Source organism: Methylobacterium sp. 092160098-2 (assembly GCF_028920805.1).
In the GTDB taxonomy this organism is placed as follows: domain Bacteria; phylum Pseudomonadota; class Alphaproteobacteria; order Rhizobiales; family Beijerinckiaceae; genus Methylobacterium; species Methylobacterium fujisawaense.
Genome location: NZ_JAQPZJ010000001.1, coordinates 3,773,441 through 3,788,734, shown reverse-complemented (window position 1 = coordinate 3,788,734; position 15,294 = coordinate 3,773,441). Strand labels below are relative to the sequence as shown.

Annotated in this window: 13 protein-coding genes; 9 read left to right on the top strand and 4 right to left on the bottom strand. The window is 68.4% G+C overall.

The genetic code is table 11. From position 1 onward, the window contains the following. Nucleotides 1–7: 7 nt before the first annotated feature. Together PQI07_RS17805 and PQI07_RS17800 are read right to left on the bottom strand one after the other, a co-directional pair. A complete protein-coding gene (locus tag PQI07_RS17805; RefSeq protein ID WP_043353271.1) occupies nt 8–883 on the bottom strand; it encodes a branched-chain amino acid ABC transporter permease in 876 nt (291 codons plus the stop codon). A gap of 7 nt (nt 884–890) precedes the next feature. Next, entirely contained in the window at nt 891–2,150 is a 1,260-nt protein-coding gene (locus PQI07_RS17800; protein WP_274927096.1) for an ABC transporter substrate-binding protein, read from the bottom strand. Nucleotides 2,151–2,269: 119 nt separating this feature from the next. Between PQI07_RS17800 and PQI07_RS17795 the strand changes: the two genes are divergently transcribed. The 5 genes from PQI07_RS17795 (at nt 2,270) to PQI07_RS17775 (ending at nt 9,603) form a co-directional block, all read left to right on the top strand. Beyond that, nucleotides 2,270–2,983 carry a GntR family transcriptional regulator gene (locus PQI07_RS17795; protein WP_043353275.1) on the top strand — a complete coding sequence of 238 codons (714 nt, stop codon included), beginning with the start codon at nt 2,270–2,272 and terminating at the stop codon, nt 2,981–2,983. A gap of 2 nt (nt 2,984–2,985) precedes the next feature. Then, on the top strand, nt 2,986–3,753 hold the full coding sequence (locus PQI07_RS17790; RefSeq protein WP_274927095.1) for an SDR family oxidoreductase: 768 nt from the start codon (nt 2,986–2,988) through the stop codon (nt 3,751–3,753). 156 nt (nt 3,754–3,909) lie between these two features. Then, nucleotides 3,910–5,715, top strand: a complete 1,806-nt coding sequence (locus PQI07_RS17785) for an IlvD/Edd family dehydratase (RefSeq protein WP_274927094.1) — start codon at nt 3,910–3,912, stop codon at nt 5,713–5,715. A 198-nt stretch (nt 5,716–5,913) separates the two neighbouring features. Next, nucleotides 5,914–8,901, top strand: a complete 2,988-nt coding sequence (locus tag PQI07_RS17780) for an FAD-binding and (Fe-S)-binding domain-containing protein (protein ID WP_274927093.1) — start codon at nt 5,914–5,916, stop codon at nt 8,899–8,901. Between the two features lie 21 nt (nt 8,902–8,922). Continuing rightward, nucleotides 8,923–9,603 (top strand): GntR family transcriptional regulator, encoded by a 681-nt coding sequence (locus PQI07_RS17775; RefSeq protein ID WP_043353288.1) that lies wholly within the window; start codon nt 8,923–8,925, stop codon nt 9,601–9,603. Nucleotides 9,604–9,607: 4 nt separating this feature from the next. Here the strand turns inward: PQI07_RS17775 and PQI07_RS17770 are convergent, their stop codons facing one another. Further along, nucleotides 9,608–10,537 carry a class I SAM-dependent methyltransferase gene (locus tag PQI07_RS17770; RefSeq protein ID WP_043758105.1) on the bottom strand — a complete coding sequence of 310 codons (930 nt, stop codon included), beginning with the start codon at nt 10,535–10,537 and terminating at the stop codon, nt 9,608–9,610. Nucleotides 10,538–10,722: 185 nt separating this feature from the next. Beyond that, entirely contained in the window at nt 10,723–11,376 is a 654-nt protein-coding gene (locus PQI07_RS17765) for a GntR family transcriptional regulator (protein ID WP_043353293.1), read from the bottom strand. A gap of 194 nt (nt 11,377–11,570) precedes the next feature. On the opposite strand from PQI07_RS17765, the gene dctP reads away from it, so the two are divergent. The 4 genes from dctP to PQI07_RS17745 all read left to right on the top strand — a co-directional run bounded on the left by dctP (nt 11,571) and on the right by PQI07_RS17745 (nt 15,293). Beyond that, nucleotides 11,571–12,593: a TRAP transporter substrate-binding protein DctP gene (gene dctP / locus PQI07_RS17760; protein WP_043353295.1), complete on the top strand. Its 1,023-nt coding sequence runs from the start codon at nt 11,571–11,573 to the stop codon at nt 12,591–12,593. Next, complete coding sequence (locus tag PQI07_RS17755) at nt 12,590–13,282, top strand: TRAP transporter small permease (RefSeq protein WP_043380051.1); 693 nt, start codon at nt 12,590–12,592, stop codon at nt 13,280–13,282. Before dctP ends, PQI07_RS17755 begins: the two co-directional genes overlap by 4 nt. Next, complete coding sequence (locus PQI07_RS17750) at nt 13,279–14,631, top strand: TRAP transporter large permease (RefSeq protein WP_043356157.1); 1,353 nt, start codon at nt 13,279–13,281, stop codon at nt 14,629–14,631. Before PQI07_RS17755 ends, PQI07_RS17750 begins: the two co-directional genes overlap by 4 nt. 194 nt (nt 14,632–14,825) lie before the next feature. Continuing rightward, entirely contained in the window at nt 14,826–15,293 is a 468-nt protein-coding gene (locus PQI07_RS17745; RefSeq protein ID WP_043758108.1) for a YbaK/EbsC family protein, read from the top strand. Nucleotide 15,294: the final 1 nt, after the last annotated feature.

The following is a 15,294-nucleotide window of genomic DNA, read 5'->3' as shown; positions in this document are numbered from 1 at the left end:
TCTCCGCTCACTCGAACCGGGCGATGTGCTCGCCGAACAGGCCGCGCGGGCGCAGCAGCAGGACGAGCACCATGAGGGCGTAGACGGCGGCCTCGGTGGCCGGCGGATAGGCGTAGGCGGTGAGGCCCCGGACCACGCCGACGATCAGCGCGGCGAGCACCACCCCCCAGAAAGAGCCGAGGCCGCCGATCACCACCACCACGAAGGCGAAGGTGAGGATCTCGGCGCCCATGGCGGGCTGGACCCCTGTGACCGGGGCCATCATGGTCCCGGCCAGCGCCGCGAGTCCCACCGCGATGGTGACAACGGCGGTCATGTAGGGCCGGAGCGAGATGCCGAGGGCCGCGACCATGTCGGGGTTCTGCACGCCGGCCCGGACCACGCGCCCAAAGCTGGTGCGGGTCAGGAGCAGCCAAAGGCCGGCCACGCAGGCCACAGCCACCACGAGGATCGAGAGCCGGTAGCGCGAGTAGATCAGGTCGCCGATGAAGACCTGACCGCGCAGCCATGTCGGGATCCCGAACGGCACCGGCGCCGCCCCGAAGGCCATGCGCAGGGCCTGCTCGGCCACCATGGCGAGTCCGAATGTGAGGAGCAGGCCGAGGGTCGGATCGCCGCGGTAGAAGCGCCGCAACAGGAAGCGCTCGATCACAAGCCCGAGCACCCCCACCGCCAGGGGAGATGCAATGAGGGCGCCGCCGAAACCGATCGAGGGCGTCAGCAGCACGGTCAGGTAGGCGCCGATGGCGTAGAAGGCACCGTGAGCGAGGTTCACGATGCCGCCGAGGCTGAAGATCAGCGACAGGCCAAGCGCGATCAGCAGATATTGCACGCCGATCAGCAGGCCGTTGAGCACCTGCTCCAGGATGAAGACGAGCTGCATGACGGCCTCACGCCGGGAAGGTGCAGGCGTTCTCGTCACGGGTGGTGGCGAGGACCTCCAGGCTCTCGCCGGGACCGGGGAGCGGCCCGGTCGAGGTGAAGATGTCGTAGGGGTTCTTGACCTGATCCGCCGGCAGGGCGGTGATCGCGAACATCTCCTGCATCAATTCGTGGTCCCACGGGCGGAAATAGCCCTCGCGGACCTTGGCGATGTCGAACTTCGCGCCCGATTCCAGGTGCTCGACCACCTTGATCGACTCGGTCGCCTTCAGCTCGTTCATCGACTGCGCAACGATCTTGAGCGCGGTGTAGTCACCCCAGCCCTGGTTCTCCGGCGGCTTCTTGTACTTGGCCTTGAAGGCGGCGACGAACGTCTTCGCCGAGGGCGAGTCGATCTGGTGATGCCAGATCACCGGCCAGGTTCCGAGGAAGTTGCCGGGCCCGGCACCCCAGGCGAGCGCCGTGTCGAAGCCGAAGCCGGCGACCGGGAACGGCAGGCCGAACTCGCTGTACTGCTTGAGGAAATTGGTGATCTGCGCGCCCGCGAGGTTGCAGATCACGAGGTCCGGCTTGGCCTGACGGAGCTTGAGCAGGAAGGGCGAGAAGTCCGTGAGCTCGGTGGGGATCAGATCCTCGCCGACGAGCGTCGCGTCGTTGGCCGCGAAGTATTTCTTGGCCTGCTTCAACAGATCGTGGCCGAAGGCGTAGTCGGCTGTGAGCGCGTAGACCTTGCGACCCTTGATCAGGCCCCGGTCGAGCAGCGCGCGCCCGCAGGCGCGCACCATCATGGTGTTCTGCGATTCGACGTGGAACATGAAGCGCTTGCAGTCGGAGCCGCGCAGCGCGTCCGAATTGGCGCCGGTGTTGATGAACAGGATCTTCTCCCGCTGAGCCACCTGGCTGATCGCCAGCGCCGAAGCCGAGTTGATCTCGCCGACGAGGCACGCCACGCGGTCCCGCTGGACCATGCGCTCGGCCTTGGCCGAGGCGGTCTGCGGGTTGACGCTGTCCTCGGAGAGAAGCTCGACCTTCCGACCCGCGATGCCGCCCGCGGCATTGATCTCCTCGACCGCGAGCTGCGCCGCCTGCACGGCGAACTCGCCGAGCGGTCCGAGGAATCCGGTCCGCGGCGTCAGGTGCCCGATCCGGATCACGTCTGACTGACCCTGCGACAGGGCCGGGCTCGCAAGAGCCGGCGCGAGAAGCGCCGCGCTGCCGGCTTTCAGAAGGCTGCGGCGAGAAAGGGAATCCCCGAACCGGTCCGTCATCGTTCCGCTCCCGTGCGTTTCCTCCAGCCGGGTTGTTGTTGTGGGCTCTGGCGGCCCTCACCCAAACTGTGATCACAGATCACTAGCGCGATAGTGCCGGATCCGTCTAGGGTCGGCATATGAATTCCACATCGGTCCTTGCCGAACTGCCTCTGCTCGAACGGCGGACCCTGTCCGACACCGTCTACGAAGCGCTGTCGGACCTCCTGGCCTCGGGACGGCTGGCGCCGGGCGACCGGCTGTCCCTGCGCCAGAGCGCGGCGGCGCTCGGCGTCTCGGTCATGCCGGTCCGCGAGGCGGTGAGCCGTCTGGCGGCGGACGGCGTGCTGGAAGTGGCTCCGAACCGAGTGATCCGGGTGCCGGTCATGAGCGCGGACGCCTTCCGGGCTCTGGTCGAGACCCGCATCGCCGTGGAGGGCATCGCCGTGGCCCGTGCGGCCGAGCTAAGGACCGCCACTGAACTCGCAGCGATCCGGCGGACCGAGGCCGCGTTCCGGGCGGAAGCGGAGGCGGCAGAGCCCGACCGGGCGCGCGCGGTGCAACTCAACCGCGATCTGCATTTCGCGATCTACGGTGCCTGCGGACTCGGTCCCCTGCAGGAGATCATCGCCCGGCTCTGGCTGAAGGCGGGCCCGGTGATCAATCTGGATCTGCGCGCCCATCCGGAGCGGCTGCGCCAGGGTTTCGCGCTTCGGCGGCACGCCGAGGCCGTGGTGGCGATCGAGAACCGGGACGGCGCGGCCGCCGCCGCCGCGATCGCGGCCGACATCCGGGAAGCCGCGGAGTTCATCTTGACCCGCGGCGGATTGCGGGACGTTCAGGGAGAGGACTGATCATGGATCTGGGGATTGCCGGCCTGCGTGTCCTGGTGACGGCGGGTGCTGCCGGAATCGGCCGCGGGATCGTCGAAACCTTCCTGGAGGAAGGGGCGCGTGTCTTCGCCTGCGACGTAGACAGCGAGGCCCTGGCCGGTCTGCCGGACGCGGTCGGCCGTATCCGGACCGATGTCGCCGACCGCGATGGCGTCGCCACGATGATGGACCGCGCGGTCGAGTTCCTCGGTGGCCTCGACGTGCTGATCAACAATGCCGGCATCGCCGGCCCGACCGGCCGGGTCGAGGAGATCGCCCCCGAAGAGTGGGACCGATGTCTCACCGTGTGCCTGACCAGCCAGTTCAACTGCGCGCGCCTCGCGGTGCCCCATCTGCGCCAAAGCCCGAATGCCTCGATCGTCAATCTGTCCTCGGCGGCCGGCAAGTTCGGCTTCGCCCTGCGCAGCCCCTACGCGGCGGCCAAATGGGGGGTCATCGGCTTCACCAAGTCTTTGGCGATCGAACTCGGCGGGTCCGGCATCCGGGTGAATGCGATCCTGCCGGGCTTGGTGGCCGGCGACCGGCAGCGCCGGGTGCTCGAATCGAAGGCCCAGCAGCAGGGCACGAGCTTCGCCGAGATGGAAGCCCGCGCCTTCTCGTTCGTTTCGGTCAAGGACTACGTCACCGCCCGGCAGCTCGCCGACCAGATCCTGCTGCTTTGCTCGCCCCGCGGCCGGACCATCTCGGGTCAGGCCATTTCCATCGACGGTGACACGCGGATGCTGTCCTGAAATCGATCCAGCGCCGATGAGGCTGCCCTGCCTGATGCGCCGGAGTATCCCAAGACCGAGTCCGGGGCGCCGCGACCGCGGTCGCGCGTCCTGCGGCCGCTGCCGAAGACAGGAGCCGGACCGTCCGCGCCGGCCACAGGATGCGAGGAAGCGACCATGAGCAACAAACGCCGGATCACCCCATCTGACCTGCGCTCCAAGGCGTGGTTCGACAACCCGCACAATCCCGGCATGACCGCGCTCTATTTGGAGCGATACCTCAACTATGGACTGACGCCGGAGGAGTTGCGTTCGGGCAAACCTCTGATCGGCATCGCCCAGACGGGGTCCGACCTGTCTCCCTGCAACCGCCACCATCTCGAACTCGCCAAGCGGGTCCGGGAAGGCATCACGGCGGCCGGCGGCGTTGCCTTCGAATTCCCCTGCCATCCGATTCAGGAAACCGGCAAGCGTCCGACCGCGTCCCTCGACCGAAACCTCGCCTACCTGTCCCTGGTGGAGGTGCTGTACGGCTATCCCCTCGACGGCGTCGTCCTGCTCACCGGCTGCGACAAGACCATGCCGGCCTGTCTGATGGCGGCGGCCACGGTCAACATCCCGGCGATCTCGCTGAATGTCGGGCCGATGCTCAACGGCTACTTCCACAAGGAGCTGACCGGCTCGGGCACCATCGTCTGGAAGGCCCGGGAGCGGCACGCGGCGGGCGACATCGACTTCCAGCAGTTCATGGACATCGTCGGATCCTCGGCGCCGTCCACGGGCCACTGCAACACGATGGGCACGGCCTCCACGATGAACGCGCTCGCCGAGGCGCTCGGTCTCGCCCTGCCCGGCTCGGCGGCGATCCCGGCCCCCTACCGCGAGCGCGGGCAAGCCGCCTACGCCACCGGCCAACGGATCGTCGAGATGGTCTGGGAGGACCTCAAGCCCTCCGACATCCTCACCCGCGAAGCCTTCGAGAACGCCATCGTGGCCAACGCGGCGATCGGCGGCTCGACCAACGCGCCGATCCACATCAACGCCATCGCGAAGCATATCGGTGTTCCGCTGACCTGCGACGACTGGGAGCGGGTCGGATTCGAGATCCCTCTCCTGGTGGACATGCAGCCCGCCGGACGCTGGCTCGGCGAGGAGTACTTTCGCGCCGGCGGCCTTCCGGCGGTCTTCGCGGAGCTGATCGACGCCGGGAAGGTCCACGAGGGCGCCCTGACCTGCAACGGCCGAACCGTGGGCGAGAACTACCGCGGCCGGCACAGCTGGAACCGCGACGTGATCCGCGCCCATGGCGCGCCGCTGATGGAGCGCGCGGGCTTCCTGAACCTCAAGGGTACCCTGTTCGATTCGGCGATCATGAAGACCTGCGTGATCTCCGAGGAGTTCGCGGCCCGCTACCTGCGCAATCCGAACGACCCGATGGCCTTCGAGGGGCGCGTCATCGTGTTCGACGGACCGGAGGACTACCACACACGGATCGACGACCCGGCGCTCGACATCGACGAGAACACGATCCTGATCATGCGCGGAGCCGGACCGATCGGCTATCCCGGCGCCGCCGAGGTGGTGAACATGCAGCCGCCGGGATCGCTGATCCGGCGCGGTGTCACCGCTCTGCCCTGCATCGGCGACGGCCGGCAATCCGGCACCTCCGGGACGCCCGCCATCCTGAACGCCTCGCCCGAGGCGGCCGCCGGGGGCGGGCTGGCCCTGTTGCAGACCGGCGACCGTATCCGCATCGACCTCAATCGCCGGAGCGCCGACATCCTGCTCCCGGCCGACGACCTCGCCCGCCGGCGCGCGGATCTGGAGGCGCGCGGCGGCTATCCCTACCCGGCGACCCAGACTCCGTGGCAGGAGATCTATCGCGATCAGGTCGATCAGCTCGATCAGGGCATGGTGCTCAAGGGCGCGGTGAAGTTCCAGAGGGTCGCGCAGGTCTCCGGAGTGCCGCGGGACAACCACTGAGGCCTGTTCCCCGGGTCGGCCGCGGGGTTGAAACATGCGGTGTCCTGAGCAACCCTTGCGACGGCCCTCCGGGCCTACGGCTGCACAGGGCATCGCGAGCCCGCTCTCCAGCGCGACAGCGCGGCCAATTTGCTCCGCACTGAATTTTGAATACATTTCCCGTCAGGGGGGCATGTCCCATCACGGGAGGGATCGATCGTGACGGAAGCGAGGGCGCATGCGCCGGCGCCGCGGGCCGCGGCGCGCCTGGAAGCCGGATTGCCGCGCAGGCTGGCGGAGCAGCTCCAGGGCGAGGCGCGGTTCGACGCGTTCACGCGTGGACGCTACAGCACGGACGCGTCGATCTACCAGATCATGCCGGCCGGCGTGGTGCTGCCGCGTTCCGCGGCCGACATCGCCGCAACCCTGCGCATCGCCGCCGAACACGGCGCGCCGGTGATCCTGCGCGGCGGCGGCACGTCGCAGAACGGCCAGCCGATCGGGGCGGGCCTGGTGGTCGACTGCTCGCGGTACTTCAACGGCGTCCGGGCCTACGATCCGGAGGCGGGCACGATCACGGTCGAGCCCGGCATGGTGCTGGAGCGGCTGAACGCCCGGGTGAAGGCCGACGGATGGTTCTTCCCCGTCGAGCCCTCGACGGCGACCCGCTGCACCATCGGCGGCATGGCGGGCAACAATTCCTGCGGCGCCCGCTCCCTGCGCTACGGCAAGATGAGCGACAACGTCCTGTCGATGGAGGCGCTGTTCCACGACGGCGAGGCCTTCGGCTTCGGACTGACCGGGGACGTCCGGTCGGGCGTGAACGGCTCGGATCGGGCGGCGGCGCTGGCCGCGAGGATGCGCGGCCTCGCCGTGAACCACCGCGCGGAGATCGAGGCGCGCTTCCCGAAGGTCCAGCGCCGCGTCGGCGGCTACAACCTCGACGCGCTGATCGAAGCGCAGCCGAACCTCGCGCACCTGCTCGTCGGATCCGAGGGCACGCTGGCCGCGACCACGGCGGTGACGCTGAAGCTCTCGCGCCTGCCGACGCACCGGGTGATGGGCGTGTGCCACTTCCCATCCTTCCGGGCCGCCATGGAGACGACCCGGCACATCGTCGGCCTGGACCCGGTGGCGGTCGAGCTCGTCGACAACAACGTCCTCGTGCTCGGCGCCGATATCCCGCTGTTCCGCACGACGCTGGCCGACATCACCCGCGGACAGCCGAACTGCCTGCTGCTCACCGAATTCGCCGGCGACGACCTCGCCGCCGTGACGCGCAACCTGAAGCGCCTCGACGCCTGCATGGCCGATCACGGCTTCCCGGACGCCGTCGTGGAGGTGATCGAGCCCGCCCGCCAGAAATCGGTGTGGGAGGTTCGCGAGGCCTGCCTCAACATCATGATGTCGATGAAGGGCGACGCCAAGCCGGTCTCCTTCATCGAGGATTGCGCCGTCCCGCTGGAGCACCTCGCCGATTACACAGACGCGGTCACGGCGGTCTTCGCCAAGCACGGCACCCGCGGCACGTGGTACGCCCACGCCTCGGTGGGCTGCCTGCACGTTCGCCCGATCCTCGACATGAAGGAGGCTGGCGACGTCCGCCGGATGCGCGCGATCGCGGAGGAGACCTCCGAGCTGGTGCGCCGCTACAAAGGCTCGTATTCCGGCGAGCATGGCGACGGCATCTCACGCTCGGAATACATCGAGCCGCTGTTCGGCTCGGTCCTGACGCGCGCCTTCGAGGACGTGAAGGACGCGTTCGATCCCGAGAACCGCCTCAACCCCGGCAAGATCGTGCGCCCGCTCGCGATGGATGACCGGTCTCTGTTCCGCTTCAAGCCCGACTACACGGTGACGGAGCCGATGAAGCCGGCGCTCGACTGGTCGGATTGGGGCGGCTTCGGCTCCGCCGTCGAGATGTGCAACAACAACGGCACCTGCCGGAAGCTCGCCGGCGGCGCCATGTGCCCGTCCTACCGGGTGACGGGGGAGGAACAGCACCTTACGCGCGGCCGCGCCAATTCCCTGCGGCTCGCCATCTCGGGCCAGCTCGGTAAGGAGGCCTTCACCAGCCCGGAGATGAAGCGGACTCTCGATCTCTGCGTCTCCTGCAAGGCCTGCCGCCGGGAATGCCCGACCGGCGTCGACATGGCCAAGATGAAGATCGAGTTCCTGCACCATTACCACGCCCGCCACGGGCTGCCGCTCCGCGAGCGGCTCATCGCCATGATGCCGCTCTATGCCGGGGCGGCCGCGAAGCTCGCGCCGATCCTCAACCTGCGCGACCGGTACCCGGCCCTCGCGGCCCTGTCGGAGCGCGTCGCCGGCCTGTCGGCCAGGCGCTCGTTGCCGCGCTGGCGTCGGCCCTGGAGCGAGCAGGGCGAACCCGCGCATACCCACGACGTCGCGGGGGATTTCCGCGACGTGATCCTCTTCGGCGACACCTTCAACCGCGCCTTCGAGCGGGAGAATCTCGAGGCGGCCGAGCGCGTGCTGCTGGCCGCGGGCTACCGGCTGCATCGGGTCTATCCGGCCCGCGGCCGGCGCCCGCTCTGCTGCGGCCGGACGTGGCTCTCCGCCGGCCAGACGGACCGGGCCCGGCTGGAGGCGCACCGAACCCTCGACGCGCTTCTGCCCTTCGTCCGCGCGGGCGCGCGGGTCGTCGGCCTGGAACCATCCTGCCTGCTCACGTTCCGGGACGAGTTCACAGTGCTCCTCCCCGGTGCGGATTCGGCGCTTCTGGCGCGGCAGTCCGTCCTGTTCGAGGAGCTGCTGGCCGCAGACCTGACGGCGGGCCGGATCGCGCTACCGTTCGCGGACCAGGGCGGGCGCGTCGCGCACCTGCACGGCCATTGCCACCAGAAGTCGTTCGGCGTGATGGGCTCGGTGGAGACGGTGCTCCGGGCCGTGCCGGGGCTCGACCTGCGGGTCGTCGAATCGAGCTGCTGCGGCATGGCCGGCGCCTTCGGCTACCGGCCGGAATCCATCGAGACATCCTTCGCCATGGCAGAGCTGTCGCTGTTCCCGACCCTCCGCGCCGCCGGGCCGGACGATCTCGTGATCGCCGACGGGACGAGCTGCCGACATCAGATTCACGATGGCCTCGGTCTCGAGGCGGAACATGTGGCTCGCGTTCTCGATCGAGCCCTCGTGCCTCGACACTCCATTGCCGGAGACTTACACATACACAACAGGTCGCACTGATCTGGTTTGTGTCGGGGGACCATGAACAAGATCGAGCCCGGGATCGGCATCAGCCGCCGCTACCTCCACGACGAGGTCGCGGACCGGATGCGGGAGCTGATCCGGTCCGGGGAGATGGAGCCGAAGGCCCGGATCAACGAGAGCGAGCTGACGGAGCGCTTCGGGATCTCGCGGACCCCGCTCCGCGAGGCGATCAAGATCCTGGCGACGGAAGGGCTGCTCGAACTGCTTCCGAACCGCGGGGCGCGGGTCGCCAGCATCTCGGAGACCGAGCTCGAGGAAATGATGGAGGTGATCGCCGGGCTCGAGGCGACCGCCGGGGACCTGGCCTGCCGCACCATCACCGACGCCGAGATCGACGCCCTCGCGGTCGACCACGACGCGATGGTGGCGGCCTGGCAGTCGGGCGACGAGGCGGGCTACTTCAGCCACAACCGCCGGATCCACGAAGGCATCATGGCGGCCAGTCGCAACGTCATTCTGGCGAATATCTACGAGAGCCTGTCCGGCCGGATTCAAAGGTCGCGGTATTCCGCGCACCAGACCCCGGATCAGTGGGCCCGCGCGGTCTCCGAGCACGAACGGATGATCGAACTCCTCCGTGCCCGGGACGGCGCTGCCCTGGCCGTCCTGATGCGCGAGCATATCCGCGGGAAGAAGTCCGTCATCGCCGCCAATTACGGCGCGGCGGAGGTTGCCTGAAGGCTCAGCCCGGCATCCCCGTCATCTCGAACCAGAACGACGCGCCCGGGGTGCGGGAATCGTTCGCGTAGAGGAACGGAATGTCCGGTCCGGTCGCGCGGGCGGCAAAGACCGTCTTCACCCGGGCGCTCATCGCCGGGTCCTGACAGATATACATCACCGGCACGGTCACGCGGAACGGCGGAGCGCCGCACATCAGCATCGCGGCCAGAAGATACTGCTCGTTGTACAGGCGGCAATTCCAGGCTGACGGATAATCGTCCGGAATGAAGATGTCGTGGATCTGTACGATCACGCCCGGCGCGAGGCGCGGCATCACCTCGAAAAAGAACACCGTGACGTCGGAATTCGCGAAGGACCGATGCGATCCATCGAAGAACAGGATGTCGCCGGCCTTCAGTTCCTCGAAGATCTTCAGGTCGCAGGATTCCAGCGGGCTGCGGACCGTCCAGTCGCACAGGGCGTCGATCTCGCGGCGTGGCATCGGATCGATGGAGGTGATCCGCGTCGGCAGCTTCAGCGTGTCGATCGCGTGGCGCGCGAAGCAGGTCGAGCACCCGGAGCCGATCTCGAAGTATCGTTCAGGGCGCTTCCAGGCCAGCATCGTCAGCAGGGCGGCGCCGTCGAGGGCGGTGAACCACGTGTTGTTCCAGTGCGGTGCAGCCGAACCCGCAGCGTGCGCGTCGTGCGGGACGCTGTGGAGCAGGTCGGCCTGCGCTTCCAGGGCGGTGAGGAACGCCTCGTAGGCCGCATGGTTCTGGCCGAGGACGGCTTTGAGCCGGCCGTGCGGCGCCTGGCCCGGCTTCCACCGCGCGGACGGCACGACCGGGTAGTAATCGTGGACCGTATGACTCCAGCGGAAGGCTTCGCCGCTCGCCCGGAAGATATCCACCCCCGCGCGTCGGCCGGCAGTCCTGACAACGTCCTTCAGCATGGTGCCTCCCGGGTTCCGGGTGAAGGATGCCGGGATTGCAACTTCTGGTCGAGTCCGGTGGACCACCTACGCAGTCCGACCTGATTTCACGGTTAGGAGGCGATGAAGACGCACCGGCCTCGCGGCCCGCTGCGGGCGGTCTGCGCCGCGGGATGATCGTCAGGCACCCGGAGAGGTCGAAGCTTTCAGGCCGCGCTCTGCGCCCGCAACCCCGCGACCAGATCGGTGAACCGGTCACCCTGGACGATGACGTGGCTCCGGAGCGCCTCGGCCGCCCCGACTTCGTCTCCGGCGATGATGGCAGCGACGATCGCTTCGTGTTCGGCGAGCGATTGCGGCAAGCGCTGGCGCACGCGCAGCTGCAGACGCCGATACGGCGCGAGACGGCGATGCAGTGACAGCGCCTGCTCCGCCAGGAAGGCGTTGCGGCTGGCCCGATACACCACCGTATGGAACACGTAATTCTCAGCGTAATAGGCCTCGGTATCCTCCGTCGACAGGGCCCCGCGGCAGCCTTCGAGGGCCGCGCGCAGCGCGGCGGCATCCTCGGCCACGAGGCGGCGTGCGGCGAGGCGACCGCACGCCGCCTCGATTTCCGCCATCGTCTCGAACATGGCCAGCAGCAGGTGTGGCTCGGGCGCGCTGACGATGGCGCCGCGCCGGGGCTTCGTCTGGACGAGTCCGGTCACGGCGAGCTGCAGCAGCGCCTCGCGGATCGGCGTGCGCGAGACCCCGAAACGGGCCGCGAGCTGATTCTCATCGAGCCGCGATCCCAGCGCGAGTTCGCCCGCCACGATCTCGTCCTCGATTCGCTGCCGTAGCCGTTGCGCGTGGCTCATGCGCCTGGTTCCTCCCCCGATCGTCGGGCCGCGCGTCGTCCCGCCCGTTGAGGCCGGCGGATGTCCAACGCACGCGAACATTATGCTGGAGCATTGACAAAATATACAAGGCGGTTTTCCATGCATACAACGAAGCGCCCCACTATTGCGGCGCACAAAACTTTGCCGCGTTGTTTGCGGTGCGGGAGAAATCCATGACGCCAACTCGTCGCTCGCTGATCGCGGCCACGCTCGCGGCTCCGGCGGTCCTGCGGTTCGGGCTGGGCTCTGCCCAGGCCGCCACCACGCTGAAGCTGTCCCACCAGTTCCCGGGCGGCACCATCGACGAGGGCGACTTCCGCGACCGCATGTGCCGGAAGTTCGCCAAGATGGTCGGCGAGCGCTCGAAGGGCGCCCTGGACGTCCAAGTCTATCCCGGCTCCTCGCTGATGAAGACGAACGCCCAGTTCGGCGCGATGCGCAAGGGCGCCCTCGACATGTCGCTCTATCCGAGCCCCTATGCCGGCGGCGAGGTGCCGGAGCTGAATATCGGCCTGATGCCGGCGCTGGTGACGTCCTATGCCCAGGCGGTGGCCTGGAAGGCGGCGCCGGTCGGGCGCAAGCTCTCGGAAATCCTCGACGCCAAGGGGATCGTCCTGGTCTCGTGGGTCTGGCAGGCCGGCGGCGTCGCGAGCCGCGAGCGCGCCCTCGTTTCGCCGGCCGACGCCAAGGGCATGAAGGTCCGGGGCGGTTCGCGCGAGATGGACATGATGATGAAAGAGGCCGGCGCAGCCACCCTCTCCATCCCGTCGAACGAATCCTACGCGGCGATGCAGACCGGCGCCTGCGATGCGGTGATCACCTCGTCCACCAGCCTGATCTCCTTCCGCCTGGAAGAGCTGTCCAAGGCCCTCACTTCGGGCCGCGAGCGCTCCTACTGGTTCATGCTCGAGCCGATCATGATGTCGAAGATCGTGTTCTCGGGCCTGCCGAAGGAGCAGCAGGACCTGATCATGGCGGTGGGCACCGAGCTGGAAGCCTTCGGCCAAGCCGGCGCCAAGGAGGATGACACTCGGGTCGAGGAGATCTTCTCCAAGGCCGGGGCCAAGGTCGTCCAGGTTGACGAGAAGTCGCTGGGTCAGTGGCGGGACCTCGCCCGCAACACGGCCTGGAAGGACTACGCCGCCAAGAACGCGAACTGCGCGGAACTGCTGAAGCTCGCGGAGCAGGTCGCGTGAGCCACGGCTTCGACGCGGCTACGGCCGCTCCGGAGGCGCGGGGCGCGGCCGAGCCGCGTCTGCCCGGCCTGCTCGGCGCCTTCGACCGGACGATGCGCCTGCTGAATCAAGTGATCCTGGCGGTCGGCGGCCTCTGCCTGGTGGCGGCCTGCCTCGTCCTGACCCACAGCGTGGTCGTCCGCTATCTCCTGAAGGAACCGACGGAGTGGCAGGACGAGATGGCGGTGTTCCTGATCATCGGGGCCACCTTCCTGTCGGCCGCCGGCGTCCAGGCCAAGCGCGGCCACGTCGCGATCGAGGCCCTGACCGGTCTCCTGCCGCCGGCCGCCAACCGCGTGCGCCTTCTGCTGGCCGACATCGTCAGCCTCGCCTTCTGCCTGTTCTTCGCCTGGAAGAGCTGGTCGCTGGATCACGAGGCCTGGGTCGACGGGCAGGTCTCGCAATCGACCTGGGGGCCGCCCCTCTGGATCCCCTATACGCTGATGTCCGTCGGGATGAGCCTGCTGTGCATCCAGTTCGTCCTCCAGATTGCCGAGGGCCTGGCCTACGGGCCGCGGGCCGCCGGCTGGGCACAGCCCAAGATCGGGCTCGGGGCCGACGTCAACCGTGACATGCACGGGGCGCCCGAGGTTGCGCCTCGAGGACCGGATCCGATGGGTCAGACCGTTTCCGCGAAGGTTGAACGATGAGCACGGCCGCGATCGGCTTCCTGTACGCGGGCGCGACCCTGGGTGCGATGCTCTCGGGCATCCCCATCGCCTTCGCCCTCGGCTTCGTGGCGCTCGCCTTCATGGTGGCGTTCATGCCCGGCGCCTCTCTCGATACGGTGGCGCAGAACGTCTACGAGGAGATGGCCTCCATCACCCTGCTGTCGATCCCGCTCTTCATCCTGAAGGGTGCGGCCATCGGCCGGTCCAAGGCCGGGCAGGACCTCTACTCGGCCATGCACGCCTGGATGCACCGCATCCCGGGCGGTCTCGGCATCGCCAACGTGTTCGCCTGTGCGCTGTTCGCCGCTATGGCGGGCTCGAGCCCGGCAACCTGCTCGGCGATCGGCTCGGCCGGCATCCCGGAGATGCGCAAGCGCGGCTACTCGCCGGGTTTCGCCGCCGGGATCATCGCGGCGGGCGGCACGCTCGGAATCCTGCTGCCGCCCTCGATCACCATGATTCTGTACGCGGTGGCGGCCGAGCAGTCGCTCGGACGCCTGTTCCTCGCCGGCATCGGACCCGGGCTGCTGCTTGTGGCCCTGTTCGCGGCGTGGTCGATCGTGCGCTTCCGCTCGGAATACGCCGCGGCCAAGGCCGTGATGGAGCGCGGCGGACCGGCCTCGCCGATCCTGGCCGACGATCAGTACAGCATGGCGCAGCGCTTCTCGACGCTGCCGCGGGTCCTGCCCTTCGTGGTCCTGCTCACCGGCGTGATGGTGGCGCTCTACGGCGGCTACGCCACGCCCTCGGAAACCGCGGGTCTCGGCGGCCTGATGGCGCTGGCGCTCATCGCCGCGATCTACGGCGTCTGGCGGTTCCGCGACGTCACGCCGATCCTGACCGCGACCCTGCGGGAATCGACCATGCTGATGCTGATCATCGGCATGTCGCTGCTCTACGCCTACGTGATGAGCTACCTGCACATCTCGCAATCGGCCGCCGCCGCGATCGTCGCGATGCAGCTCTCGCCCTGGCTGCTGCTGCTGACCATCCTGGCGTTGGTGATCGCGCTGGGCTTCTTCCTGCCGCCGGTCTCGATCATCCTGATGACGGCGCCGATCATCCTGCCGCCGCTCAAGGCCGCCGGCTTCGACCTCGTGTGGTTCGGCGTGGTGATGACCATCACCATGGAGATGGGCCTGATCCACCCGCCGGTGGGCCTGAACATCTTCGTCATCAAGAACATCGCCCCCGACATCCCGCTGTCGGACATCATCTGGGGGACGCTGCCCTTTGTGATCCTGATGGCGGTGGCGATCCTGATCCTGTGCCTCGTCCCGGGCATCGCCCTGTGGCTCCCGGACCTGCTGCTGGCGACCACACGGTAGGCGGACCGAAGCATCGATTCCTCAGGCAGGCCCTTCTCCGTCCGGGGAAGGGCCTGCCGCATGCCGGGGTGCAGCCGCGCGAGCGCCGCCTCCCACGCACCGGCGGGTCGCGTCCAGGCAATGGCTGAAGCGTGCCGGAGCGCCTACGGCAGCGGGCTTCCCGCACTGCCCTGATCGAAGCTTCGGAACGAATCATGAGTCTCGCATCCGTGCGCGCCTTCTTCGCCGAGAAGGCGCCCGACATCGCGGTCATCGAGCTTGAGGCCAGCACCGCGACCGTCGCCGAGGCGGCCGAGGGCCATGGCGTCGCTCCGGCGCAGATCGCCAAGACCCTGTCGATCCGCGTGGGCGATCATGTCGCTCTCGTCGTCACCCGTGGCGACGCGCGTCTCGACAACAGGAAGGCCAAGGTCGTCTTCGGCGGCAAGGTGAGGATGCTCGATCTCGGCGAGGTCGAAGCGGTCACCGGCCACCCTGTGGGCGGCGTCTGCCCGTTCGGCCTGGCCACGCCCCTGCCCGTCTACTGCGACGTCTCGCTCCAAGCGTTCGACGAGGTGGTGCCGGCCGCCGGCGGCACCCACAGCTCCGTGCGGATCGCGCCGGCGCGGATGGCCGAACTGACCGGCGCCGCCTGGGTCGATGTCTGCGCGCTGCCGACCTGAG

Bases quoted from the DNA above. Each gene is read 5' to 3' on its own strand.
- PQI07_RS17795 (WP_043353275.1), top strand. From the start codon at position 2,270: ATGAATTCCACATCGGTCCTTGCCGAACTGCCTCTGCTCGAACGGCGG.
- PQI07_RS17785 (WP_274927094.1), top strand. From the start codon at position 3,910: ATGAGCAACAAACGCCGGATCACCCCATCTGACCTGCGCTCCAAGGCG.
- PQI07_RS17770 (WP_043758105.1), bottom strand. From the start codon at position 10,537: ATGCTGAAGGACGTTGTCAGGACTGCCGGCCGACGCGCGGGGGTGGAT.
- PQI07_RS17805 (WP_043353271.1), bottom strand. From the start codon at position 883: ATGCAGCTCGTCTTCATCCTGGAGCAGGTGCTCAACGGCCTGCTGATC.
- PQI07_RS17765 (WP_043353293.1), bottom strand. From the start codon at position 11,376: ATGAGCCACGCGCAACGGCTACGGCAGCGAATCGAGGACGAGATCGTG.
- PQI07_RS17750 (WP_043356157.1), top strand. From the start codon at position 13,279: ATGAGCACGGCCGCGATCGGCTTCCTGTACGCGGGCGCGACCCTGGGT.
- dctP (WP_043353295.1), top strand. From the start codon at position 11,571: ATGACGCCAACTCGTCGCTCGCTGATCGCGGCCACGCTCGCGGCTCCG.
- PQI07_RS17800 (WP_274927096.1), bottom strand. From the start codon at position 2,150: ATGACGGACCGGTTCGGGGATTCCCTTTCTCGCCGCAGCCTTCTGAAA.
- PQI07_RS17775 (WP_043353288.1), top strand. From the start codon at position 8,923: ATGAACAAGATCGAGCCCGGGATCGGCATCAGCCGCCGCTACCTCCAC.
- PQI07_RS17790 (WP_274927095.1), top strand. From the start codon at position 2,986: ATGGATCTGGGGATTGCCGGCCTGCGTGTCCTGGTGACGGCGGGTGCT.
- PQI07_RS17745 (WP_043758108.1), top strand. From the start codon at position 14,826: ATGAGTCTCGCATCCGTGCGCGCCTTCTTCGCCGAGAAGGCGCCCGAC.